The organism is Gelidibacter mesophilus DSM 14095 (genome assembly GCF_000423005.1).
Classification (GTDB): Bacteria; Bacteroidota; Bacteroidia; order Flavobacteriales; family Flavobacteriaceae; genus Gelidibacter; species Gelidibacter mesophilus.
This window is the reverse complement of sequence record NZ_KE383968.1, coordinates 245,560-272,142: the sequence shown is the minus strand read 5'-3', so window position 1 is coordinate 272,142 and position 26,583 is coordinate 245,560. Positions and strand designations below refer to the sequence as shown.

The following is a 26,583-nucleotide window of genomic DNA, read 5'->3' as shown; positions in this document are numbered from 1 at the left end:
AACAGCCAACCATAATGGCACCTCTCATCAAAGTTGAAGTCTTGACGTTATGTAAGTTGCGACTTTTTATTTAAAATAGTCTAAGGAACAACATGGCCAAAAAAACGGCTACCAACGGAATGAGCCAAAGCGTAAAAATACCATAGACGGTTTTCTTTTTTTGATTGGCATTCAAAATTTTTCTTTTTTTACCACTGTATTGTATCCAGTTTTTGAAGTAAAGAAGCAATGCAACGATAACGAATAAAACCCAAGCTTTTGTTGACGACATGGTGGTCACATGCATTTTATTGAAAAATTCAGCAAAAAACACACCCAAAACCAGTAATAATGAGGCTTGTACTATGGTAATATACAATATGGCAATGGCGTTGGCCTTAGCTTTTAAAGTGCCTTTTTTGTAATGGTTGAAACTATTAAAAAATAGTTGGTCAAATATGGTCATATAAAGTTGGTATCATTAAAATGTCATCATTTTTCTAAAATGAGAATATCGTCAATTAAATAAGCGCCAGATAATGATGTTGCTCTTCCGTTGCCCTTCACTTTAAAGGCAATGTACAAAATTCCTTCATAAGACGATAGATCAATTAAACCTGAATCAAGGAATACATTTGATGGAGCGCTTTGTGATGGTAATGAAGCTTCTAAAGGCTGCCAAGTTGCGGCTACAACATTCGTGCCGTCAAAATCTGTAGATATCAAAACTTCCAATGTGTTGGTGGCAGACCGCACGTTAGATTGGGCCGCCTTAAAATTTAAGTAGGCAAAAGAGGATGCGGTTTTTTTGTAAACCGGAGTGATTAGCCAACCAATATTGGATGCATTACCAGAACCGATAGGATTGAATGCCGCATATTTATTTCCGTCAGAATGATGGGTTTTCCAACTCACTTTTCCAGCTTGCGCAAAATTGGTCCAACCTTCAAGGTCTAAATCGGTTTCGTTATCTGCCAATTCAAAATCTTCTTTTAGAATGGTATTAAAATCTTCAATGCCCAATGTTGTGCATCTACTTTCGGTCATGTTGACACCACTCAAATCATTCACTGCTAAGACTATTTCAGTACCATCAAATGTTTTTGAAATAACACCCGTAATGGTTCCATTTCCAAAAGGAAGCAAATTATCTTTAAAGGATGAGAAGGAGCTGATTTCTAAATTGAAATTATCATAGCCTATATTGTCTGAACAGACTTGCATTTCTCTTAGCGTATCAAAATCTTGAGCAGGATCAAAATAGCGTTTGCCTTCTAAATTGTTAGCGAATTCCACGTCATTAAACTGTACGTAAAGGCCTAGGTGGTCGGCGTTAACTTCTGAAAATTTAAGCTGTAGTGGTATCAATTGTAAGGTTTTTTGGGAGCGGAATAGCTGTTGTTTTCGTTGGTTTTCGGACAAGCGTTTTACTGTAGTTCCATATTGATCCGTAGCCGTTTCGCCACCAATGGTCACAACCCCATTGCCAACGCGTTCTTCACCTATATAGAGCCCTTTTAATTTGATATAAACTTCCCTTCCAAAATTATACTGATTATATGTTTCTACTTGATTGGGGATTATTTTAATTCCTTCAGTAGGATTTTCAGGTGCATCCTGAAGAAATAGTTCTTTAAAGAAGTTGCCCTCTTTATCTGATGATGTGACATAACCCTTTATATAGATATCAGTGTCAATTAATACGGGTTTTTTATAATTATTGACATATTTCATTTTCAACTCAGTCATAGTAACTTGAATGGCGCCACTTGCCAAAAGTGCTTCTAGACCTTTGTTTTCTTCAATACCCAAATTATCTGGAACCGAAAAGTCATCGCTTTGGACACAAGAGCTCATCATGATACTCATTGCTATCATGATGAAAATTGCTAAAATTCTATTTGTCTTAAACATAATCTCATTATTTTAGAAATCTCAAATTCGTCTTGTTTTTAGTCATCTTTAAAACCTTATATGAACGTTTAAAAAATAGGTTGTGCCTCGGCCATACCAATATTTTGAACCAAATACCGGAATTTCATTGCTGGCATCTTTTTTCAATACTCTATAATTGGCATTTCTACCTTGCTCGAAGCCACCAGTTTTGTGCGTGACGTCGAGTAGATTGTTAATACTGGCAAAAAAGCCCACAAAATAATTGTTGATTCGCAATGATTTCCCACCCACAAGATTGACGATCATATAGTCATCAAATTTTTCTTGTTTTAAAAGCTGACTGGCCACTTCTGGATCATAATCATTGAACGGCAATCCATCAGCGTCGGTATAGAAATTTCGTGTTCTAATAAGCGGACTGACGTCAACATAGGTGTTGTCAAAAAAGTTTGCCGTTGCTCCAAGCCACCAATAATCAGGGTCACGGTATTCAAAACCTACGGAATAAGCGGTTTGAGGCCCGCCTGCAAGTTTATAGTTTTTAAGGTGGGCTTGTCCAAAATCAATACCATTGAGATTAGTGAAACTTGAAGAGGTCAGATATAAATTGGGATTGTTAGCATAGGTATATTGACCTAAGGAAGCCACGCCTTTTAATTTTATAGCAGGTGTTATTTGTGCCTCAAGACCAAACTCTCCACCAAAATGTGTTTTGTCAATCCCATGCGTAATCTCTTGAACAAATGCTGAAGTCTGATTTTCTGAAATTTCAAAACTGCTCAGTCCATCAGCATAGTAAAATGAGATTTTATTGGCATCTTCAATTGTCGCATAATAGCTAGTCAGTTTTGCCTTTATGGTTGAAGAACGGAAAATATAACTCGCATCGATGGATGTTATTTTTTCTTCCATAATATCTTTTACGACGTTATGATTTTCTCTGGGGTTGGAATAGGAGTTTCTCAGCGTTGGAGCTTTTAAAAGATAACCCAAATTGAAATCTAATACGTGTTTTCCGGTAATTTTATAGGTCAATCCAGCTTTTGCTCCAAAACCTGCAAAGCTTAGTTTATCACCTTTGCCGAGAGAATTATTTGCGTAGATTTCATGTTGATACAATCCTTCCCGTTGGTAAGTCGTATTGGAAGCACTTAAAGCTACAAAATAATCGGCTTTTTTATGCTTGAATTGTACTTGGGCAAATCCTGAAATTACACGAGCAATTAAATTATAATTGTATCTAAACCGCTCACCTTCTCCTACAATTCTATTGGGGTTTTGTAAGTCATATTGAACGTTGTCAAAAGAATCAACATTCAAAACGCCCGAGGCACCTAACACATCTTTCACCTGAGCAAAATTTTCAGATTTTAAATGGCGGTAGTTGATAGCGCCATTTAAAGTGATATGGTCTGTAATATCAGAGTTAAGGATGGTATTTACGGTGAGTTGGGCGTCATCGTTTCTATCTTCGTATAACGCATATGCAGCGTTTAGACCATTGCTGCTATTGGTGATATTAGCATCATAAATCCTGTTCCAATCAATTTGACCATCTTCTGAAAAAGCTTGTTCCAATTGATAGGCCTTGGCATAATCTGGTCCATTTTTATCGGCAAGGGCGTAGCTTGGAAGTTTTTGATAATAGGCGGGACTTGGGTTACCGCCACCGGGATAGTCCAACCGGCTGTTTCCTGTTTTCCCAAATTGGTAGGCAAGATTGGTATTTAGGGTAGTTCTATCGTTAAAATTCCAATAATGATTCAACATTAAGATAGGCTCATCAACCTCTTTCACGCGCGAGTTGCGTTTTTCACCATTTTGATACCCCCAATATTCATTGTATTTAATAGCTTTTAAATCGTAGACTTCTTGTGTGTTGGGCGATGATTTTCCACGTTGGTTAGGTGCATAAATAGCAGTTAAATTGATACTATGTTGCTCATTGACTTTTTTCTCAATAGCCGCAAAAAACGAATTGGAAGCATAAAAAGTAGCCTCTTGAAAACCTTCTTCGCCCCAACGCCGTCCAATAGCGACAGAAGCTGACCAATTCCCGTCCATAAGTCCGGTAGCATAACTTGCAATAACCCGATTGGCATAACTTCTATCAGATGACGAGTAGGTGAGGCGTCCACCTTTTCTATATTCGGAAGCTCTGGTAATCATATTGGTTGATCCCAAAGCGCCACCAAAAGAATAATGCGATGGCCCCAAATTGGTGGAGAGCTCTTGGTTTCTTAAGACATCATTTAAACCACCCCAGTTGCTCCATTCTGGTCGTCCATTGTACATCTTATTCATTTCAATACCATTGATCAGCACCGCACTATGTTCTGAATCGAGACCTCTTACTTTAAAGAATGAAGAGCTAAACTCAAAGGCAACGGTGCGTTGATAAACATCTTGGGAAGATTGTAATAGTCCGGAAATATTATCTGCGCCTCCAGTACTATCATCGTTTAATTCGTCATCAGATAATGTGATGGTGTACCTATCAACGGAATCAGCTACGTTTATATCGAGCATCATATCCCTAATATCCAATACCTGTCCTTCGTTGACAATAATCGGGAAGCGTTTGGTAATATAGCCTGTTTTTTCAACCTTGAGTATATGTTCTCCAAGTGGCACATTAAAGATGAAGTTGAATTCACCTTCGGCATCCGTGGCCTCCATTTGATTGGTCTCCTCAATGGTGATGCTGACGTTGGGTATGGGGACTAGGGTGGCACCGTCAATTACACTTCCCTTAATAATGGTTTGTTGCGCTGTTACAGAGAACATAGAAAAAATCCCAAATAAAAAAATAAGACTCTTTATCATAAGAATATTTTATTATTTCAGTTTCGTAAAACTTGTCAACCCCAATTACCAGATATTGCGATGAGAAATTTTATGTCAACGACAAAAACTTCAAAGTCACTTGTTTCAGATTGAATGATTTCATGTCTTCCTTGATCACTACATATCAGTCGATTAAGATAGTCAAAATATGTATTGTTTGTAATAAATCTTTACATTTGATACAGAACTTTGTGGAATCTTGAAAAAGCATGGCAATGAAACATCAAAAATCAATATGTATAGCGATTTTCTTTATGTTGATCACGAATATTTGGTCTCAAGAAACCAATAGATTTAAGATCCATACAGTTGCTTTTTATAATTTGGAGAACTTATTTGACACGATCAATGATCCTGATAAATTTGACGAGGCGAGTCCTATTATGGAATTGAGCACAGGAAGGTCAGAAGTATATCACAAAAAGGTGCGCAATATGGCAAAGGTTATTGCTGATATTGGTGCTGATGAGACGGGAAATGCACCTGCTATTTTGGGAGTTGCAGAAATAGAAAATCGAAGTGTTCTAGTTGATGTGGTAAATGATCCGTTTTTATTGGGAATTGATTATGGGATAATCCACTACGACTCTCCGGATAATCGAGGCATTGACGTGGGGTTGATTTATCAGAAGAAAATATTTCAGCCAATCCATACTAGCAAGCACACCTTAATACTCTATGACGATGTCACTAGAAAACGCGTTCATACCAGAGATCAGCTTTTAGTGACTGGAAAGCTGGAAGGTGATTTGATACATCTAATTGTTAACCATTGGCCCTCTAGAAGCGGTGGTGAAGAACGCAGCAGGAGCAAGCGTGTTGGTGCGGCCAAGCTCAATAAGCGGATTATCGATTCCTTACAAATCATTGATCCTTATGCTAAAATTATCATTATGGGTGACTTAAATGATGATCCGATTAATGTTAGCGTCAAAGATGTATTAAACGCGAAAGGGGAAAAGAAAGATGTCGAATTTAAGGGTATTTATAATCCTTACGAGAATTATTATAAAAGCGGATTGGGTACCAATGCCTACCGGGATGCTTGGAGTTTGTTTGATCAAATTATGATGACTCAGCCTTTATTGGAAACGGATTATTCATCGTTCAGATTTTACAAGGCATTTATTTACAACAAACATTATTTAACCACCAAACGAGGGCGTTGGAAAGGTTATCCATTTAGAAGTTTTGCCGATGGTGGATTTACCGGAGGTTTTAGTGATCACTACCCGGTGTATATTCATTTAATTAAAGAAGTTGAGTAAACTTCAATTAATTTTAGTTGAGTTGTTCTAAAAGAAACGTTTTACTCTCAAAGAGCTGAGATTCCCAGAGGGATGGCATCTTTGTAATAAAAGTATAGTTCATAAGAATGAGCCCCAAAAGGGAGACATCTTAACTGTCGTTTGCATTTATGAACTAAGTATTGACAACTTGTCTAATTCCAATCGGGTCATAGGACAATAAAAAAGCCACCTTAAAAAAAGTGGCTTTTAAAATAAAATATGTTGATCGGTTTACAAATCAAACTTGATGCCTTGTGCCAATGGCAACTCATCAGAATAATTAACGGTATTTGTCTGACGTCGCATATACACTTTCCAGGCATCAGATCCAGATTCGCGTCCGCCACCTGTTTCTTTTTCGCCTCCAAAGGCACCACCAATTTCAGCACCTGAAGTTCCAATATTGACATTTGCTATTCCACAATCTGATCCAGCGTAAGATAAAAACTTTTCAGCTTCTTTCAGTTCGTTGGTCATGATCGCTGAAGATAAACCTTGAGCTACACCATTTTGTTGATCAATTGCATTCTCAACATCACCTGAATATTTCATAATATATAAAATTGGCGCAAAAGTTTCGTGCTGTACAATTTCAAAATGATTTTCAGCCTCAATAATTGCTGGCTTTACGTAGCAGCCACTTTCAAAACCTTCACCTTCTAAAACACCACCTTCAACCAGAACCTTACCGCCTTCAGCTTTTGCTTTTTCGATAGCGGCCAAATATGTTTTTACAGAATCCTTGTCAATAACTGGACCAACATGATTGTTTTCATCTAAAGGATTACCAATTTTAATCTGTCCGTAAGCACCAACTATGGCATCTCTTACTTTATCGTAAACTGATTCGTGAATGATCAATCGGCGTGTTGAGGTACAACGTTGGCCAGCCGTACCCACAGCACCAAAAACAGCACCAGGAACTACCACTTTTAAATCGGCCGTTGGCGTAATAATAATAGCATTGTTTCCTCCTAATTCTAATAGAGATTTACCAAAACGTTCCGCAACGGTGGTACCCACTATGCGCCCCATTCGGGTTGAGCCTGTAGCAGAAACCAAAGCGATTTTGGGATCTTTAGTCATAAACTCTCCTACTTTGTAATCACCATTGATGATACATGAAATTCCTTCTGGTAAGTTATTTTCCTTTAAAACACTTGCAATTATATTTTGACATGCTATAGAACATAAAGGCGTTTTTTCTGAACCTTTCCATACACAAACATCACCACAAACCCAAGCAAGGGCTGTATTCCAAGCCCATACGGCAACCGGGAAATTGAACGCAGAGATAATGCCAACCACACCAATTGGGTGCCATTGTTCTCTCATAACATGACCTGGGCGTTCAGAAGGAATAGTTTGACCGTTAAGTTGTCGAGACAATCCCACGGCAAAATCGCAGATGTCAATCATTTCCTGAACTTCGCCGTAACCTTCTTGTAAAGATTTACCCATTTCATAAGAAACAAGCTTCCCAAGAGGTTCCTTTAATTCTCTTAATTTATTGCCAAACTGGCGCACAATTTCTCCACGTTGAGGCGCTGGTACATCTCTCCAAGTTTTGAAAGCTTTAGTAGCAGCGTTCATAACTTTATCATAATCGTCCTTCGTAGTTGTTTTAACCTTTCCTATCAGTTTTCCATCTACTGGTGAATAGCTTTCAATAACCTCGCCGTTAGAAAAATTATTGGAACCCGTTGAAGTGCCTTCATTTATATCTTTAACGCCTAATTCCTTTAGGGCTTTTTCAATTCCAAAATCTGTAGCAACTGCTTGCATATATGTATTTTTTAAAAAATTAATGATTCTTGCGAAGATAGCAATTAAATGTGGCTTTTTGAAGTCTTAACTTCTTAAAATAATGCTAACTTTAAGGCTGATTATCAATTTATATGCTATGAAAAACCTTATCTATTTTCCACTTTTAATGCTCCTGTTTCTGAATTGTAAGAATGATCAAAAGTCGTCAGCTTCAGACCAACAAACCAAAGTCAATGCGGAAAGTGTTGATGATTCCACTGCCCACAAAATAAATGAGTTTGCTATTGTTATTCACGGTGGTGCCGGAACCATTTTAAGGAAAAACATGTCTCCCGAGGATGAATCTGCCTATAACGCGAAGTTGGAGGAAGCTATTAGAGTTGGGTATGACATTTTAAAAAACGGTGGCTCAAGTTTGGATGCCGTTGAAAAGACCATTAACGTTTTAGAAAATTCGCCGTTGTTCAATGCAGGAAAAGGAGCGGTGTTTACAAACGCTGGCGTTAATGAATTGGATGCCTCCATTATGGACGGTAAAAATTTAGATGCCGGAGCTTCAGCGGGAACAAAAACGGTAAAAAACCCTATCAATTTAGCACGAGCAGTAATGGAGAAATCACCTCATGTGATGTTATCTGGAGAGGGTGCTGAGCAGTTTGCTAAAGAACAAGGTTTGGAAATTGTTGATCCGTCTTATTTTTATACTGAAGGTCGTTTCAAAGCATTAGAAAGAGTAAAAGCTTCTCAAGAAAATGAATCAGCGCGAGATAAATCAGCTTTTTATGATCCCACGATCAAAGATTCAAAATTTGGAACCGTTGGGTGCGTGGCATTGGACAAAGATGGAAATCTTGCAGCAGGGACCTCTACTGGAGGTATGACCAACAAACGTTGGGGTCGTATTGGCGATGCACCTATTATTGGTGCCGGAACGTATGCAAATAATGCCACTTGCGCTGTAAGCAGTACGGGTTGGGGGGAGTATTTCATTCGTGCGATGGTAGCTCATGATATTTCAGCATTGATGGCATATAAAGGTTTGAGTTTAAAGGAAGCCGCTAAAGTAGTCATCCAGAAAAAAGTTCCTGATTTGGGCGGTGATGGCGGGATTATTGCCGTAGATAAAGATGGACACATGGTGATGGAGTTTAATACTGAAGGCATGTACAGAGCTTCAATGGATGCTTCAGGAAACCTAACTATCGGAATTTACAAAGACTAATTTAATTAAAAATAGTGCTATCTTTGCGCACTCCTTTATATCTTGAACACCCCATTTAATACCGCCAAATTGTATGTCGTTTAAAAATTTTTCTGTCCTCGTCTTTGTGTTAGTTCTTATAGTTTCCTGTAAAAACAAAGAAGACTCGAATCCAGATACTGACAATCTTTTCAAATTTCGTGATTATATTAGTTACACCACCGCTGGACGTGTCTCGATTGCTGATCCGATAATGATCAATCTGACCAAAGATGTGGAAGGCTGGACCATTGGGCAGGAAATTTCCGATAATATTGTCACCATCAAACCTCATGTCCAAGGAAAATTATTGGTTGAAAATACGCACGCTTTAGTTTTTAAACCAGACGAAATACTGCAACCAGATACTGAGTATAGTGTGACGGTTAAGTTGGACAAGATTTATAAAAATCAACCCAAAGATTTTGGAGCCTATACGTTTCAATTCAAAACGATTGCACCAAACTTTAATGTCCTCACAAATAACTTACAGTCTTACAGCAAAAACTGGCAGTACTTGGAAGCGGCTTTAAAATCGGCAGATATTATTGACATCAAAAATGCCAAACAGCTTGTGGAAGCATGGCAAAACGGGAAGAAACTCAAGTTGCAATGGAATGAGTCTATTGAAAAATCCAAAGTTTTTGAATTCAAAATTGACAGCATCAACCGACTTGTTGAAGACAGCGAAATCTTGGTCAAATGGAATGGTAAAGCTATAAAAGCAGATAATTCAGGAGAGAATAAATTCAGTATTCCAGGCATCAATAATTTTACTATTGTGAATGTTGAGGTGGTTCAAACACCAGAACAGTACTTATCGCTTAACTTTTCTGATCCTTTAAAAAAGCAACAAAACTTTGATGGTTTGGTCACCATTCAGAATTCCAAAAATCCAAAATTTATTGTGGATGGCAACGTATTGAAAGTGTATCCAAGCTCAAAATTGGTGGGTGATGTTTTGGTAGATGTTTTTCAAGGTATTTCTAATACAGATGGATTTAAACTTAAAAAACAATTTTCAGAAACCATTTCTTTTGAAGAATTAAAACCTCAAGTGCGCTTAATTAGCAACGGAACAATTCTACCTAATTCCAACGAATTGAAATTCAATTTCGAAGCCGTTAATTTAAAGGCAGTTGATGTTCGAATTATTAAGATATTTGAAGATAATGTGCTGCAGTTTCTTCAGGATAACCAATTGCAAAGCAACAATCAATCGGCAATAAAGCGCGTGGGAAGACGGATTGCCAAACAGACCATCACCCTGCAAAATGATGTGGTTGAAAATGATGGCAAATGGAAAGCCTACAGTCTTGATCTTTCTAAATTCTTTAATGCCGACCCTGGTGCGATTTACCGAGTCGAATTGAGCATCAAAAAAGAATATTCAATGTTCAATTGTGATAATTATTCCAATGTTGAAAATTCAGATGAGGATTATTATGACGATTATTATTATAACGATTACTATGAAGAGAATTACAATGAAAGTACAACTGAAGATGAAGATCTTCGCGAAGAAGAGTATTGGGATAATTTAATCTACAGCTACCGAAATTCCAATTACAACTGGAATGAGCGTAATAACCCGTGTCACGAGGCGTACTACAATGAAAATCGTATTGTTTCACAAAACTTAATCGCATCCAATTTGGGTGTGATCGCCAAGCAAGGAGCCAATAACACCTATTATTTTGCGGTCACCAATATTTTGGATACCAATCCAGAAGCTGGAGCAATGGTGCGCTTGTACAATTTCCAACAACAGGAAGTTGGAAGAGCCACAACCGATAGTGAAGGCTTGACCACATTCAAGACCAATAAATTTGCAACTTTTGCGATTGTTACCAAAGGGAAAAACACCACTTATATCAAATTGGTAGATGGCAACTCGTTGTCATTAAGCAAATTTGATGTGTCTGGAAATAGTTTGCAACGCGGACTTAAAGGATATATCTATGGCGAACGTGGGGTTTGGCGTCCTGGAGATTCGTTGTTTTTAACCTTTATGTTGAACGACAACGACAACAAATTACCAAAAGGACATCCTGTTAAAATGGAAATCACCGACCCCAGTGGTAAACTGATTTACAAAAATATTAATACAGAAAACATCAATAATTTCTACCGATTTACCGTGCCCACACATAGTGAGGACAAAACTGGAAATTATAGTGCCAAGGTGTCGGTAGGTGGCGCTTCGTTTTATAAGAGTTTGCGCGTAGAAACAGTAAAACCCAACCGTCTAAAAATCAAAATAGATTTTGAAGATGAAGTATTGTCGAGTAATGCACCGCTAAATGGCACTTTGGATGTCAAATGGTTGCATGGAGCACCTGCAAAAAATTTAAAAGCGGAGATAAAAGCCAAATTCAGCACCTCTTACGAAGGCTTTAAAAATTATAAGGATTATGAATTTGTGGACCCAACACGATCGTTTTCTTCCGAAGAAATGAATGTTTTTGAAGGGAATTTGAATGAAGATGGGATCGCAAAAGTCGACAAGTCTTTAAATGTGGGCAAAAATGCTCCGGGATTATTGAACGTTCAATTTTTGGTAAGGGCTTTTGAAAATGGCGGCGATTTCTCACTGGATGCCTTTACAAAAACCTATGCACCTTACAATTCTTTTGTCGGATTGAAATCTCCGGAAGGGAATCGCTACGGCTCGTTCTTTACGGATGAAAACCAAACTTTTGACGTGGTTACTGTAGATGCAAAAGGCAATCCTGTAAAGCGGGAAAATCTCGAAGTTAAAGTGTATAAAATCGAATGGCGTTGGTGGTGGAACTCATCTTATGATAATCTATCCAGTTATGTGTCCAGCAATTACCATCATTCTTACTTAGATAAAAAAGTTACGACGGATGCCAATGGGAAAGGAAAATTTACACTCAACATTCCAGAAAATGAACGCGGACGGTATTTGATCAGGATTACAGATCCGGAAAGTGGTCATGCTACGGGAAGAACGGCCTATTTCTACAAGAACTGGTACCAAAATTCGCCGGATACAGATAAAGAAGCGGCAAAAATGTTGGTCTTTGCGGCGGATAAAGAAAATTATAATGTTGGAGAAGCCGCTAAGATTACATTCCCTTCAGGAACGCAAGGCAGAGCACTTGTCAGTATTGAAAATGGATCAGAAGTGTTGTCTTATAAATGGGTAGTGACTACGCAAGGTGAAACAACGGTCAACATTCCAATTACGGCTGAAATGGCGCCTAATGTCTTTGTCAATATCTCGTTATTGCAACCACATGCTACCACGGCTAACGATTTACCAATTCGTTTATTCGGTGTGATTCCAATAATGGTTGAAAACCCAGCCACCAAATTGTACCCAGAAATCAAGATGCCAGATGTGCTTCAGCCAGAACAAGAGTTTGAAGTGGTGGTGAGCGAAAAGAATAAAAAATCTATGACCTACACTCTCGCCATTGTAGAAGAAGGCCTACTGGATCTCACCCGATTTAAAACACCTAATGCCTGGGATGAGTTTTTTGCGCGCGAAGCTTTGGGCGTAAAAACCTGGGATGTTTTTGATGATGTCATTGGCGCTTACAGCGGTAGCATTGATCAGGTATTTGCGATTGGTGGTGATGCCAATGCCGCTGCCGGAAAAAATAAAAAAGCCAACCGATTTAAACCGGTGGTCAAATATTTGGGGCCTTTCACCTTAGCATCAGGTGAAAAGAAATCGCATAAAATAAAAATGCCAAACTATATTGGTGCGGTTCGGGCGATGGTAGTTGCGGGAGATGCAAAAACCGAAGCTTATGGCAGTGTGGACAAATCGGTGCAGGTCAAAAAGCCATTGATGGTCTTAGCCAGCTTGCCAAGAAAATTGAGTCCGGTAGAAAAAGTAACCTTGCCGGTTACGGTGTTTGCCATGGAATCTAAAGTGAAAAATGTCAACATTAGTTTAAAACTCAGTGATGGTATTTCAGTGGTTGGAGAGAAAACTAAAACGCTCACTTTTGCAAGACCAGACGAGCAAATGGCTTATTTTGAATTGGATGTCAGTAAAGCAAAAGGCTTCAATACTGTTGAAGTGATTGCCAGTGGCAATGGTGAGAAATCAACTTACAAGGTTGAAATTGATGTATATAATCCTAATCCAATCACCTCAAAAGCACTGGATGAAACTTTAGAAGCCAACGCTTCAAAAACGATGGATTTCTCAACCTTTGGTGAAATGGGAACCAATAGTGCAACCGTTGAGTTTTCAACCTTGCCACCTATGGATTTCTCAAGGCGTTTACAGTTTTTGGTACAATATCCGCATGGGTGTTTGGAGCAAACCACTTCAGCCGTGTTCCCACAATTATACTTGACCGATATCTTCGATTTGACCGCTCAGAAAAAGCAGGAAATCCAACAGAATATTGAAAACGGGATCAAGCGTTTGGGTAATTTCCAATTGGCTTCAGGCGGCATGAGTTATTGGATGGGAGAAAACACCGCAAATGATTGGAGCACAACCTATACAGGGCATTTTATGTTGGAAGCTGAGAAAAAAGGATTTGTACTGCCATTGACGTTTAAGAGCAATTGGTTGCGCTACCAAAAACAGGCCGCAAGCGATTGGCGTCCAAGTTATAGAACAGCAAATACTGATTTAGCCCAGGCCTATCGCCTATACACTTTGGCATTAGCGGGCAGTGCAGATTTGGCAGCCATGAACCGTTTGCGTGAGTTTAGCGAAATTTCAAATGAAGCCAAATGGCGATTGGCTGCAGCCTATGCTTTGGCAGGCCAAAAGGAAGCGAGCGATAAGATTTCGAGTACGGCAAATGTCAACTTCTTACCTCCAAAATATAATTATTATACTTACGGTTCTGTGGATAGAAATAGAGCAATGGCATTGGAAACCATGGTATTGACCAAAAATCCTAAAATGCGCGAATTGGCAGAGGATCTCGCCAAAGATCTTTCCAGTAATCGATGGATGAGCACGCAAACTACGGCTTATACCTTACTGGCAATGGCAAAAATGGTGGAGGCAAACGGCGGAAAAGCATTAAAAGTAGAGTATACGCTGAATGGCAAATCTGAAACCATCGATACAAAGAGTGCCATTGCACAACGTGAGTTGTCAGTAAAAGAGGGTAGTAATACATTTAGTTTTAAAAACAACCAAGCCAATGTGGTTTATGTTCGGGTCTTGAATTCTGGTAAATTACCTCTTGGTGAGGAAATTTCGGAACAACGCGGATTGAGTGTTTCCGTGGTCTATAAGGATTTAAATGGGAATGTTATAGATATTGGAAAATTAAACCAAGGTCAGGATTTTGTGGCGGTGGTTAAGGTAAGCAATCTTAAAAATCAGGATGTAAATGATGTGGCGCTAACCCAAATCTTTCCATCGGGATGGGAAATTGTCAATACACGTTTTACCGCTTTTGGAGACACTACCACAAGTCAAGCAAGATATACAGATATCCGGGATGACCGGGTAAACTTTTATTTCGACTTGCCAAAACGTGGTAAATACGACACCAAAACATTTACCGTCATGTTGAACGCATCATATTTGGGAACCTATTATTTGCCAGGAGTTCAAGCAGAAGCCATGTATGATAATGAGTTTTTGGTAAGAAGTAAAGGAAGGTGGATTGAAGTCAACCAGTAAAATTCCTGCGAAGGCAGGAATCTTAGAGTTTTTAAGACCGAAAGGTCGAAACTAAAGGATTTAACCACCTCGCCTTCATCCCGATTCTCGTGATGAAGCTACTTCTTCTTTAAAAGGAGGAGAAGTTAAGTTGGTTTGTAAAATTCTAAAATATAGCACAATTAAAGCCACCTTCCCTTTTTAAGGGAAGGTGGCTTTAAGCTCAGAGAAGATCTTAAAGACGGAAGGGTTATTTGCCCATTTAAATATAAATCACACTTAGACCTCACAGGTTTCAAAAACCTGTGAGGTCTTTAGCCATGAACAAACTACTAACCTATATAAAACGCCACAAATTCAAATCGGTCATTATTTTTATAGTAGTGGTGGTATATTATTTTTGTTTGCCACGGCAATTGTTCAAAGCTCCAACGGCAACGGTGATTACAAGTTCTAACAACGAACTTTTAGGAGCTATGATTGCCGAAGATGGGCAATGGCGATTTCCTCAAAATGACACCGTTCCAGAAAAATTCAAAATCTGTATTATTCAATTTGAAGATGCCTATTTTTATAGGCATCCAGGATTCAATCCAGTTTCTATTTTTAAAGCTTTAAAGGAAAACTTAAGTTCTGGTGGTGTGAAAAGAGGCGGAAGTACCATTACACAACAAGTCATCCGGCTTTCCCGAAAAGGACAGTCCAGAACCTATTTTGAGAAAATTAAGGAAATTATTTTCGCCACCCGATTGGAATTTAGAGCTTCCAAAGAAAAAATTCTCTCTTATTACAGCAGCAATGCACCATTTGGCGGGAATGTCGTGGGATTGGACGCGGCCTCATGGCGTTATTTTAATAGAGATGCCTCACAATTATCTTGGGCAGAAAGCGCCACTTTAGCCGTTTTGCCAAATGCACCAAGTTTGATCTATCCCGGTAAAAACCAAGAGCAGCTGTTCAAGAAACGCAATCGGTTATTGGAAAAATTGATGTCACAGGGCGTTATCGATACCCTCACCTATCAATTGTCAATAGCTGAAGGATTACCTCAAAAACCTTATCCGTTGCCACAAATTGCCCCACATTTGCTTCAAAAGGTGACCCAAACGCATTTTGGAAAATATGTTCAAACCACTATCAAAAAACCGATTCAGGAGCAAGTCAACAGAATTGTTTATAACCACTATAACACTCTCAAACAAAACGAAATTTATAATGCCGCCGTTTTAGTGTTGGATGTCAAAACTCGTAAAGTCCTAGCCTACGTGGGTAATACACCCACAGATAAAGAACACGAGAAAGATGTAGATGTTATTGACAAGCCAAGAAGTACAGGAAGTATTTTAAAACCGTTTTTGTATGCCGCCATGTTGGATGCTGGAGATCTCTTGCCCAACACTTTGGTAGCCGATGTACCCACGCAATATGGAAGTTACAATCCTGAAAATTATAATAAGCAATATGATGGCGCAGTGCCTGCAAGTCGCGCTTTATCACGGTCGTTGAATGTGCCGTCGGTGCGGATGTTGCAAGAATTTGGACTGGATCGGTTTCACCATTATCTAGAAGCCTTACAATTAAAAGATTTACAGTACAATGCCAATCATTATGGGTTGTCGCTCATTCTTGGCGGTGCTGAAAGTAATCTGTGGGATTTGTGTAAAAGCTATGCCTCTTTATCTTCCACCTTAAATCATTTTAACGAGACCTCCAGCGAATATTTCACTAATGAATTTTGCGAGCCCACATTTTTGGCAGATGAAACCATTGATTTCGGCAAACGTACGGCTGACAAAACCTTGTTTGATGCGGCATCTATTTATTTGACTTTTGAAAGTTTAAAAGAGGTGAATAGGCCTGAAGGCAATGAAAATTGGGAGTTTTACGACAGCTCCAAACAGATTGCCTGGAAAACAGGAACGAGTTTTGGATTTAGGGATGCCTGGGCGATCGGTACCACTAAAGATTATGTTGTTGGGGTTTGGGTTGGAAATGCTGATGGCGAAGGTCGGCCGGGATTGGTAGGGGTGCAAACGGCAGCGCCAATTTTGTTTGATGTGTTTGATGTTTTGCCCAAAAGCGATTGGTTTTCAAAACCTTTTGACGAAATGCAGGAAGTGGATATTTGTTCGCAATCGGGCCATCGGGCATCTCCAAATTGTGAAAATAGTGAACAGAAATTTATTCAGATTGCCGGATTAAAAACCGCACCGTGCCCTTATCATGTTTTGGTGCATTTGGATAAAAATGAGCAGTACCAAGTCAATTCTTCTTGTGAAGACTTGAATAATATAGTTCATAAATCGTGGTTGGTATTGCCGCCACTCATGGAATATTATTATAAAGCACAAAATCCGTTTTATAAACCCCTACCGCCATTTAGAGCGGATTGTTTGGGGGAGAGCGCTATGGTTATGGAATTCATCTATCCGAAGGAAAACAATACTATTTTTTTACCGAAGGATTTTGACGGCCAGACCAATGATTTGATCTTAAAAGTGGCACATTCCAAACCAGAAACTTTGGTATTTTGGTATTTGGACGAACGTTATTTAGGAAGCACCACAGACATCCATGAGTTTGCCATGCAACCAAAACAAGGCAAACATGTGATTACTGTTGTGGATGAATTTGGTAATGAAAGTAAACGCTGGATTGAAATTTCAGAATAATGCTTCCAAATCAATAGATAAATTGACTATTTTTGTTTTTAACCTTTCAAACAAAAAACCATGTACGAAACTGTATATGTGATTCATTCTTATTGGGCCTATTTGACCCTTTTTATGATTGTAATCGCAACTTTTAACGCGTTATTCAAGTTTTTCGGAAAAAAAGAATTCCATCCTTTAGATTTTAGAATTTCTTTATTTACGCTTATTGTAACACACATTCAATTGCTCATTGGGATTGTCCTGTTCTTTGCGTCAGATTATATCAGTCTGATTTCAGATATGGGCATGAAGGAACTTATGGGGAATAAACTCTTAAGATCAAATGTTGTGGAGCATCCTCTAATGATGATCATAGCCGTTGTTTTAATTACTATCGGTTATTCAAAGCACAAAAAGAAATTGACTTCGGTGCCAAAATTCAAAATGTTGGCCATTTTTTACACCTTGGCTCTTATTTGTGTCTTGGCAAAAATTCCTTGGGCCACTTGGTTCTAGCCAAGCATTTCGAATTTCAATTCATAAAAAAACCAGAGTTATAAACTCTGGTTTTTTTATTTGTGTGATTCATTTTAACGCAATATAATTCTGATTATTAGAACGTTAATCGACTCTAGTCCCTATCAATTATGTACGCTAATTTTTATGGACAGCAATTATGGCTTGGTTCTAATTTTATCTATTCATGTTTTTCATCTCATCAGTAAACGTATCTATATCAACTCCCTCAGCAACCAATGTCAATGCCTTGTCAACAATGTATTTTACATTATCGGTTCTAAAACCTAAGCCAATAGCAATCTTCTTCAACAAAACTTCCTCACCGTCACCTTGAATATGGTCAACATGTACCATACGTGCCAAATCAAATAGACGCTCCAAACGTCTGTCATATGATGTTGGTGGATTTATAGGATGAGAGTGGTAGTCTTTAAGAATCAACTTATAATCTTCCTCTCCAATGTCTAAGTTACGCGCTAAACGGTCCAAGAACGCTTTTTCATCATCGGTTATAACACCATCATCCATGGCTACTCTAACAATTGATGCAAAATGATCTTCATTACGCTTTTTAAATCCGCTATCAAATAAATCTGAAAATGACATATGTTTTTGTTTTAATCTTCACGTCCTGTGGGGTACAAAACTACATTTTTTTTTCATTATGCACCTAAATATTGGCTTAAAAATGGTCATTTGGTAACTTCTCATATATCTGAAGAAATTGCCTAAGGACTTGTCTTATTTTAAGATTTAATTCACAATCTTAATAGGAGGCATATAAATTCTAAACTTTATATTTGTGTAAAATAAATTGTCTTGAGTAAATCACATCTCTCGCAAGCTTATGCACAGACTTTGCAAACGCAAAATCTGCAAGCTGCTATTGCTATACATCAAAGTAAAACGCATTTAAAAGGGCTTGTTGGGTCGTCCTTAAGTTTTGTCATTACAGAAACCTTTAAGACTTCAGAACTGCCTTTTTTGTTGGTTTTTAATGATAAGGAAGAAGCTGCTTTTTATCTCAATGACTTGGAGTTGTTGATTAATAATAAAGACGTCCTTTTTTATCCGGGAAGCTACAGAAGACCTTATCAAATTGAAGAAACTGATAATGCGAATGTTCTTTTACGGGCAGAGGTCTTAAACCGAATCAATTCCCGTAAAAAACCAGCGTTAATTGTAACTTATCCCGATGCGCTTTTTGAAAAAGTTGTAACCCGAAAAGAGTTGGAGCGTAATACCTTAAAAATTAGTGTAAACGATAATTTATCTATAGATTTTGTAAACGAAGTACTTTTTGAATACCAATTCAAACGTGTTGATTTTGTCACGGAGCCTGGCGAATTTTCAGTTCGTGGAGGGATTGTTGATGTGTTTTCGTTTTCTAATGATGAACCGTATAGAATTGAGTTTTTTGGAGATGAAGTGGACAGCATCCGAACTTTTGATGTGGAAACCCAGCTATCTACCGAAAAAATCAAAAAAATCAACGTCATTCCTAACGTTGAAAATAAATTTCTAAACGAGAACAGAGAAAGTTTCTTGAAATATATGGCTTCAAAAACAGTTGTTTTTACTAAGAATGCCGATTTAATATTTTCGAGAATTGATGATTTTTTCGGAAAAGCCGAGGAGGCTTTTAAAACTCTGTCTGGCGAAGTAAAACATGCTTCTCCTGAAGAGTTATTCTGTAGTTCAGCAGTATTAAAACGACAGTTATTAGATTTTACACTGGTTGAATTTGGTCTTTCAACAGTGTTGAGTACTCAAATTGTAGAGTTTCAAACCGCACCTCAGCCCTCTTTTAATAAACAATTTGATATTCTGATTGAGAATCTCAACAGCTACCATGATAAAGGATATACCAATTATATTGCTTGTGTAAGCGAGCAACAAGCAAAACGTTTTCACGATATTTTTGAAGATGTGGTTTCGGAACGCCATAGGGCCTTAGAACATGGTGTGCATTATAAAACCGTTGTATTGTCTTTGTTTCAAGGATTTATTGATCACGACAATAAAATAACCTGTTATACAGACCATCAAATTTTTGAACGGTATCATAAATTTCATCTTAAAAATGGTTATGCCAAAAAACAGGCCATCACTTTAAAAGAATTGACCAATCTTGATATTGGCGATTATGTTACCCATATTGACCATGGGATTGGACGTTTTGGAGGTCTGCAAAAAATTGATGTTGAAGGCAAGAAACAAGAAGCTATTAAATTGATTTATGGCGAACGCGATGTGCTTTATTTAAGTATCCATTCGCTTCACAAAATAACCAAATTTAATGGTAAAGATGGCAAGCCACCAAAAATCTATAAACTGGGTAGCAATGCTTGGAAAAACTTAAAACAAAAGACCAAAACAAGAGTTAAGGAAATTGCGTTTAATTTGATTCAGGTGTACGCCAAACGTAAATTGGAAAAAGGCTATCAATACCATCCGGATAGTGCCATGCAATTGGAACTGGAAGCGTCTTTTATCTATGAAGACACCCCTGATCAAAGTACAGCAACGGCTGATATAAAAGCGGATATGGAAAGCGAGCGCCCCATGGACCGATTGATTTGTGGCGATGTGGGCTTTGGTAAAACGGAAGTGGCAGTAAGAGCTGCCTTTAAGGCTGTAGATAATGGAAAACAAGTGGCCATATTAGTGCCAACGACCATTTTGGCCTATCAACATTCCAGAACCTTTGCCGAACGATTGAAAGATTTTCCGGTAACGGTGGATTATTTAAACCGATTCAGAACTGCAAAAGAGAAAAGGGATACTTTGGAGCGTCTTGAAAGTGGTAATTTGGACATTATTATTGGCACACATCAATTGGTCAATAAAAATGTAAAATTTAAAGACTTAGGGCTCTTGATTGTTGATGAGGAGCAGAAATTTGGCGTGGCAGTTAAAGAAAAACTAAAAACCCTCAAAGATAATGTGGATGTTCTGACGCTAACAGCAACCCCAATCCCAAGGACTTTGCAATTTAGTTTAATGGCGGCTCGAGATTTATCTGTCATTACAACACCGCCGCCAAATCGGTATCCTATAGAAAGTCATGTCATTCGGTTTAGTGAAGAAACCATCCGTGATGCGGTGACTTATGAAATACAACGCGGAGGGCAGGTATTCTTTATCCATAATCGGATAGAAAATATTAAAGAGGTGGCCGGCATGATCCAGCGTTTGGTGCCAGATGCCAAAATTGGTATTGGACATGGGCAGTTGGAAGGTAAAAAACTAGAGCAATTGATGCTTGGTTTTATGAATGGTGAATTTGATGTTCTGGTCAGTACTACTATTATAGAAAGTGGACTGGATGTCTCCAATGCGAATACTATTTTTATTAATAATGCGAATAATTTTGGATTGAGTGATTTGCATCAAATGCGTGGACGTGTTGGACGAAGCAATAAAAAAGCCTTTTGTTATTTTATCACCCCGGATTATTCGGCCATGACTGATGATGCAAGAAAACGAATTACCGCTCTAGAACAGTTTACAGAGTTGGGAAGTGGCTTCAATATTGCCATGAAAGATTTGGAAATTAGAGGGGCTGGTGATTTGTTGGGTGGTGAACAAAGCGGATTTATCAATGATATTGGTTTTGATACCTATCAAAAAATATTGAATGAAGCCATTGAAGAGCTAAAGGAAAATGAGTTTAAAGACTTGTATCAAGATGACCATGTAGAAAAAGATTATGTCAAGGACATTACCATTGATACGGATTTTGAATTGTTGTTTCCAGATGATTATGTGAACAATATTGCAGAGCGTTTAAATTTATACACCAAACTTAATGAAATTAAAACCGAGGAAGAACTTCAACGATTTGAAACAGACCTCATTGATCGGTTTGGTGAAATGCCAAAACAAGTGGTGGATTTATTAAATAGCGTACGCATCAAATGGGTTGCTACACAAATTGGTTTAGAAAAAGTAGTGATGAAACAAGGGAAGATGATAGGTTATTTTATTAACGATCAGAAAAGTGCATTTTATCAAAGTAACGGGTTTACCAAAGTCTTACAATATATCCAATCTTATCCTGGAAGAGCAAGAATGAAGGAAAAGGACACGCGAACAGGCCTGCGTTTATTGCTTACCTTTGAGCATATAAAAACAGTTAACCAAGCCTTAACAGCCTTAAAACCCATAGTGGCTTAGTTATTGAAGATAACCATCAGATATTAAAACTTGCAAGCTTTTGAACTCCATAGTGGGATGACTTTTGGATTAAAAAATAAAATAACGATCGAATGAAAAAATTGATTTTACTGATAACACTTTTGCCAACACTTTTGATGGCACAACACACCATTGAAGGCAGCTTTTCTCCGGTAGAAGATTTTACCTATGCTTTTCTCTATAAATCAAGTCCTACAGGAGCAGAATATGTGGATAGAACTAAGGTAGACGAAAAAGGGCAATTCAAAATTGAATTGGATACTACCCATCCATCTGGCATTTATAAAATCGTTTATGGTGTGCCTCAGGAAACTAATAACTTTGATCTTATCTATAGCGGCAAAGAGGATGTTGTATTAAACTTTAGTTTAACTGAAGGTCTAGAGTTTAAGGAGTCCAATGAAAATAAATTATGGACGTCATATACCAATAGCATTGAAATGATCAACAGGGCCATCAGCAATTTTTACGCTCAAAAAAGTGAGGATAAAGAGGCCTTTACGGACATTTTCAAAACCTTAAAAGAAACACAGGACGCTTTTGAATTGGCTTCCAAAGGCACTATTGCTTCGGTTTTTATAAAAGCGAATAAGCCCTATATTCCGGAAACTTATGAGGATATTTCGACCTATTCAAAAAACCTGAAAGACACTTATCTTGAGAATGTAGATTTCAGTAATCCACTTTTACAAAGCTCAGAGTTTTTGACGGATCGGGTGATGGCGTATATTTTTGGGATGTCGCCAGATGCCACAGAAGATTTCTATAAACATCAGATTGATAATTTGGTCACCTATATTGGGAATGGCAATTCAGAAATAAAAATGGCTCTTTTACAGGCTATTTGGTCTAATATGGTGCAAATTGAAGAGACTAATGTGGCCAATTATATTACGGATACTTACTTAATGGTCCTTGCCAAAGAAGCAAATAATACGGTGTTGGTACAGGTTTTAAATAGCTATAAAAACACTTCCATTGGTGCCATTGCCATAGATTTTCCTATTGAAATGGAGAAGGATGGCAAAAAGGTTGCCTCATCGTTGCATAATTTAGAGGGTGCCAAGAATTATTTGCTCATTTTTTGGAATAGCGGATGCTCACATTGCTTAGAACAACTGCCTGAAATCAGAAAAACAGTGGATGAAATTGATGCCAAAAAACTAAAAGTTATCGCTTATGGCACGCAAGGGGAAGATGAGGCTTGGGATAGGGAAATTTTGAATTACCCTAAATTCATTCATGTTATTGATAAAGCAACCTCAGGACGCTATTTGGGTGGTGAATACGGCGTAGAAGTGACGCCAACGTATTTTATATTGGATAAGGATAAAAAAATTGTTGCAAAGCCCGACTCCTTAGAAGAATTACAAAACATCTTGAATGACTTATAATAAAAAAAGAGTCTATTTTTTAAAATAGACTCTTTTTTTGCGCTATGCTAAACTCGGAATTCTGAGTACTTGTCCTGGATAAATTTTATCAGGATCTGTAAGCATCGGTTTATTGGCATCAAATATTAAAGGATACTTCATAGCATTACCATAATAGTTTTTTGCAATTTTCCCTAAAGTATCACCTTTGATCACTGTATGAAATCGTGCTTCAGGCTCAGCATGATCTACGCTCATTTGATCGTCTACTGATGCAATTCCGTTAGTGTTACCAACAACTAAAACCACTTTCTCCTTGGTGGACTGATCTAAGGCTTTTCCTGTAATTGTGGCCATGTCATCATCAATCTTAATTTTTAGATTTTCAACTTCCAATCTCAAGTCTTTAATTGTTTCTTCTAGTTTTTTGGCGCCCGCCTCGTTTGTTTTAAGTTCTTTTACAGCAGCTTTCGCATTTGCAGCATCTTTTGCTTCCGCTTGTTCTTCAGCGTCTGTTTTTCCAACACCAAAAACCTTTGCTCCGGCGTTTTTAATAAATGAAAATAGTCCCATGTATTTTATGTTTTTTAAGTTTTAACTATTGATTTGAGAGGTAATTTACAACATCTAATTGAAATCCGATTATCGGAAATAACAATATATTGTTAAAATAAAAGAGAACGCTCATCTGAAATAAATCAGATGAGCGTTTCTAGAAACTAAATAACCAACCAAAACTTAGTTTCTTTCGTTTACCCTTGGGTTATCTTTTTTAACAGATTTTTGCTTACGTTTTTTCAGTAGGCCATCTGATTTTAATTTGCTTTTGCTTTCAAGAGATTTACCTTCGGCAGTTCTCATGTATTGAATATAGCCACGCCCAGTAAATTCATAAGTCGTACCAGAATTGGCATGGTATAACTTTATCCTCTGATCATTAATAACGCTCAATTCGAAAAATTCATTGTCAAAATAATCATAATCTAATGTTAATGTTTTAAGGTATCTATTTCCTGAAATATTACCTACACCATAAATACCCGTATAGTCCCAATAAATATTATCAGGATTACTGATATTGACGTCTTGAGAACTCCTAAATTCAGAGTCATTGCCTCCCGCTAAAAACTGTAAATAATTTTCATTGTCAAAATCATTCAGAGCGCCTGTTTGACTCACATAAGTTTTTTCCCAGGCATTATATTCCTGCAAGAAATAGTTGATATTGTCATAAAACACGAAGTCATAATCAAAAGTTGATTTTTGATACCCATGTAAAAAGTACGAGGTGTCATTAAAAGGATTATACAGTTCAATGGTGTCGTAATCTACTTGATACACGTCAAAACTTTGAAAGCCATCAAGGTCATGGTACACATCTAAGACCATATCATAAGCATCATATTCTCCCACATCAATTCCTAATCCGTTGCCTTGTCCGTTTGGTCCAAAACCAACCAAGTTATTATTGGCAAACAGAATACCATTTTTAAAAGTAAGGGTAAATGCAATTTGTAAAAAAGGAGTTTCACCATAACCTGCTGTTTGATTGATGTCAACATACCATAAATCATAAGAACCTAATAACTGATTTATTGAAATAGGGGGTTCTTCATAGACTGCATTTGAAGTACAGGAGGTGAATAAGGTTGCCGCTATGACAAATTCGAAAAGTAATTTTATAGTCTTCATCTGTTCTGTTTTATTCTAGGATATCGCTTATGGCATTTCACAAATCAAGTCTAATACTTAAATGTTTTTGCCAATTTCACAGGCCAATATTTTAGGAGGTTCGTGGTTCATTGATTTCAAAACACGTGCCAAAATTTTGCTAACAGGACTTTTGAAATGGATATACCGCTATATTTTGTGTATTTTTGAACTGTATTAATCTTTAGATATTTATGAGTACACCAATAAAATATGCCGTTTTTGGATCCGGAAGTTGGGCCACTGCCATCGTGAAAATGCTCTGTGAGAATTTGGAGGAAGTAGGTTGGTATATGCGGAGTGTTTATATTAAAGAGCACTTGCTAAAAGAACAGCACAATCCTAGTTATTTAAGTTCTGTTGAGTTTAAAACCTCACAGTTAAAACTCAGCAATGACATCAATGAGATGGCAAACTACGCTGATGTTCTAATTTTTGTGATTCCATCGGCATTTATACATGACGAGTTACAGAAAATGACCGTGGATGTTAAAGATAAAATCATTGTATCTGCAGTAAAAGGCATCATGCCAGAAACCGGAAAATTGGTGGGAGAGCACTTCCACGATATCTATCAGGTTCCATTTGAGAACATCGCAGTTATTTCTGGTCCTTGCCATGCCGAGGAGGTGGCATTGGAACGTCTATCTTATTTAACTATTGCATGTGCAGATGAAGAAAAAGCCAAAGAAATTTCAAAAAATTTGGCGAGTGACTACATCAAGACTTCCACGAGTGATGATATTATCGGTATCGAATATGCGGTAATGCTCAAAAACATCTATGCCATAGCAGCTGGGATTGCGCATGGATTGGGGTATGGTGATAATTTTCAGAGTGTTTTGATGAGTAACGCCATTAGAGAAATGAAACGTTTTATTAAAAAACGCCATAAAATGAAGCGCAATATCAATGATTCTGCATATTTGGGCGATTTATTGGTAACAGGCTATTCGCTATTTTCCCGAAATAGAATGTTCGGAAATATGATAGGGAAAGGCTATACCGTTAAATCGGCACAAATGGAAATGAATATGGTCGCGGAAGGCTATTATGCTACCAAAAGTGCCTACGATCTTATTGATAAAAATGAAAGAAAAGACAAGTTGCCTATCATTGCCGCAACTTATGCGATTTTATACGAAGGAAAAGATCCGAAACGAACGTTTAAGAAATTAACGGAGAAATTGGATTAGAAAAAGAGGTTAAAACACGACGTTGGAGGCTGGCAGTTTTTGTCGCGGAGGCGCAGGAGGCGCGAAGTTCTTATAAAAACGTTGATTAATTCGTGTTATACAATTTTTTAAATTGATTGAGAGCTGCCTATTTGTTTATAAATAATGGACAACTATATGTTTTGCAGCATCAGTAGAATCTGTGAAATTGGTGTCTAATTAATTCAAATTTTAATCGCATAAAGTAGCCTTAATTCCTAGGAAGGCAGGAATCTTTATTTCCAACGTCGCGTCTTCTATGTTGTCCATGATTTTGA

Annotated in this window: 15 protein-coding genes; 8 read left to right on the top strand and 7 right to left on the bottom strand. The window is 37.7% G+C overall.

All coding sequences use genetic code 11. The features are described 5' to 3' along the window. Positions 1 to 70 precede the first annotated feature (70 nt). From G525_RS0119120 to G525_RS0119110, 3 genes are read right to left on the bottom strand one after another with little or no spacing between them, the layout of a single operon-like run. Complete coding sequence (locus G525_RS0119120) at positions 71 to 445, bottom strand: hypothetical protein (protein ID WP_035480201.1); 375 nt, start codon at positions 443 to 445, stop codon at positions 71 to 73. 26 nt (positions 446 to 471) lie between these two features. Then, positions 472 to 1,893 carry a DUF5689 domain-containing protein gene (locus G525_RS0119115; protein WP_051210026.1) on the bottom strand — a complete coding sequence of 474 codons (1,422 nt, stop codon included), beginning with the start codon at positions 1,891 to 1,893 and terminating at the stop codon, positions 472 to 474. 48 nt (positions 1,894 to 1,941) lie between these two features. Continuing rightward, positions 1,942 to 4,701, bottom strand: coding sequence for a TonB-dependent receptor (locus G525_RS0119110; RefSeq protein WP_027127571.1), 2,760 nt, complete (start codon positions 4,699 to 4,701; stop codon positions 1,942 to 1,944). Between the two features lie 236 nt (positions 4,702 to 4,937). Here G525_RS0119110 and G525_RS0119105 point away from each other — a divergent pair, with 236 nt between their 5' ends. Further along, positions 4,938 to 5,990, top strand: coding sequence for an endonuclease/exonuclease/phosphatase family protein (locus G525_RS0119105; protein WP_027127570.1), 1,053 nt, complete (start codon positions 4,938 to 4,940; stop codon positions 5,988 to 5,990). Between the two features lie 252 nt (positions 5,991 to 6,242). Here the strand turns inward: G525_RS0119105 and amaB are convergent, their stop codons facing one another. Next, a complete protein-coding gene (amaB, locus tag G525_RS0119100) occupies positions 6,243 to 7,796 on the bottom strand; it encodes an L-piperidine-6-carboxylate dehydrogenase (protein WP_027127569.1) in 1,554 nt (517 codons plus the stop codon). A gap of 118 nt (positions 7,797 to 7,914) precedes the next feature. Between amaB and G525_RS0119095 the strand changes: the two genes are divergently transcribed. The 4 genes from G525_RS0119095 to G525_RS0119080 all read left to right on the top strand — a co-directional run bounded on the left by G525_RS0119095 (position 7,915) and on the right by G525_RS0119080 (position 17,805). Continuing rightward, a complete protein-coding gene (locus tag G525_RS0119095; protein ID WP_027127568.1) occupies positions 7,915 to 9,000 on the top strand; it encodes an isoaspartyl peptidase/L-asparaginase family protein in 1,086 nt (361 codons plus the stop codon). A gap of 73 nt (positions 9,001 to 9,073) precedes the next feature. Then, complete coding sequence (locus tag G525_RS0119090) at positions 9,074 to 14,656, top strand: alpha-2-macroglobulin family protein (protein ID WP_027127567.1); 5,583 nt, start codon at positions 9,074 to 9,076, stop codon at positions 14,654 to 14,656. A gap of 299 nt (positions 14,657 to 14,955) precedes the next feature. Next, a complete protein-coding gene (gene pbpC / locus G525_RS0119085) occupies positions 14,956 to 17,307 on the top strand; it encodes a penicillin-binding protein 1C (protein WP_027127566.1) in 2,352 nt (783 codons plus the stop codon). Positions 17,308 to 17,367: 60 nt separating this feature from the next. Continuing rightward, on the top strand, positions 17,368 to 17,805 hold the full coding sequence (locus G525_RS0119080; protein ID WP_027127565.1) for a hypothetical protein: 438 nt from the start codon (positions 17,368 to 17,370) through the stop codon (positions 17,803 to 17,805). A 177-nt stretch (positions 17,806 to 17,982) separates the two neighbouring features. Here the strand turns inward: G525_RS0119080 and G525_RS0119075 are convergent, their stop codons facing one another. Next, complete coding sequence (locus G525_RS0119075) at positions 17,983 to 18,414, bottom strand: tellurite resistance TerB family protein (RefSeq protein ID WP_027127564.1); 432 nt, start codon at positions 18,412 to 18,414, stop codon at positions 17,983 to 17,985. A gap of 213 nt (positions 18,415 to 18,627) precedes the next feature. Between G525_RS0119075 and mfd the strand changes: the two genes are divergently transcribed. Next, on the top strand, positions 18,628 to 21,987 hold the full coding sequence (mfd, locus tag G525_RS0119070) for a transcription-repair coupling factor (RefSeq protein ID WP_027127563.1): 3,360 nt from the start codon (positions 18,628 to 18,630) through the stop codon (positions 21,985 to 21,987). A gap of 92 nt (positions 21,988 to 22,079) precedes the next feature. Then, complete coding sequence (locus G525_RS21475; RefSeq protein WP_051210025.1) at positions 22,080 to 23,402, top strand: peroxiredoxin family protein; 1,323 nt, start codon at positions 22,080 to 22,082, stop codon at positions 23,400 to 23,402. Between the two features lie 42 nt (positions 23,403 to 23,444). Here the strand turns inward: G525_RS21475 and lysM are convergent, their stop codons facing one another. Together lysM and G525_RS0119055 are read right to left on the bottom strand one after the other, a co-directional pair. Then, positions 23,445 to 23,954: a peptidoglycan-binding protein LysM gene (gene lysM / locus G525_RS0119060; RefSeq protein WP_027127562.1), complete on the bottom strand. Its 510-nt coding sequence runs from the start codon at positions 23,952 to 23,954 to the stop codon at positions 23,445 to 23,447. Positions 23,955 to 24,119: 165 nt separating this feature from the next. Then, positions 24,120 to 25,073: a hypothetical protein gene (locus tag G525_RS0119055; protein WP_027127561.1), complete on the bottom strand. Its 954-nt coding sequence runs from the start codon at positions 25,071 to 25,073 to the stop codon at positions 24,120 to 24,122. 212 nt (positions 25,074 to 25,285) lie between these two features. Here G525_RS0119055 and G525_RS0119045 point away from each other — a divergent pair, with 212 nt between their 5' ends. Further along, complete coding sequence (locus tag G525_RS0119045) at positions 25,286 to 26,287, top strand: NAD(P)H-dependent glycerol-3-phosphate dehydrogenase (protein WP_027127560.1); 1,002 nt, start codon at positions 25,286 to 25,288, stop codon at positions 26,285 to 26,287. The last annotated feature ends 296 nt before the right edge of the window (positions 26,288 to 26,583 follow it).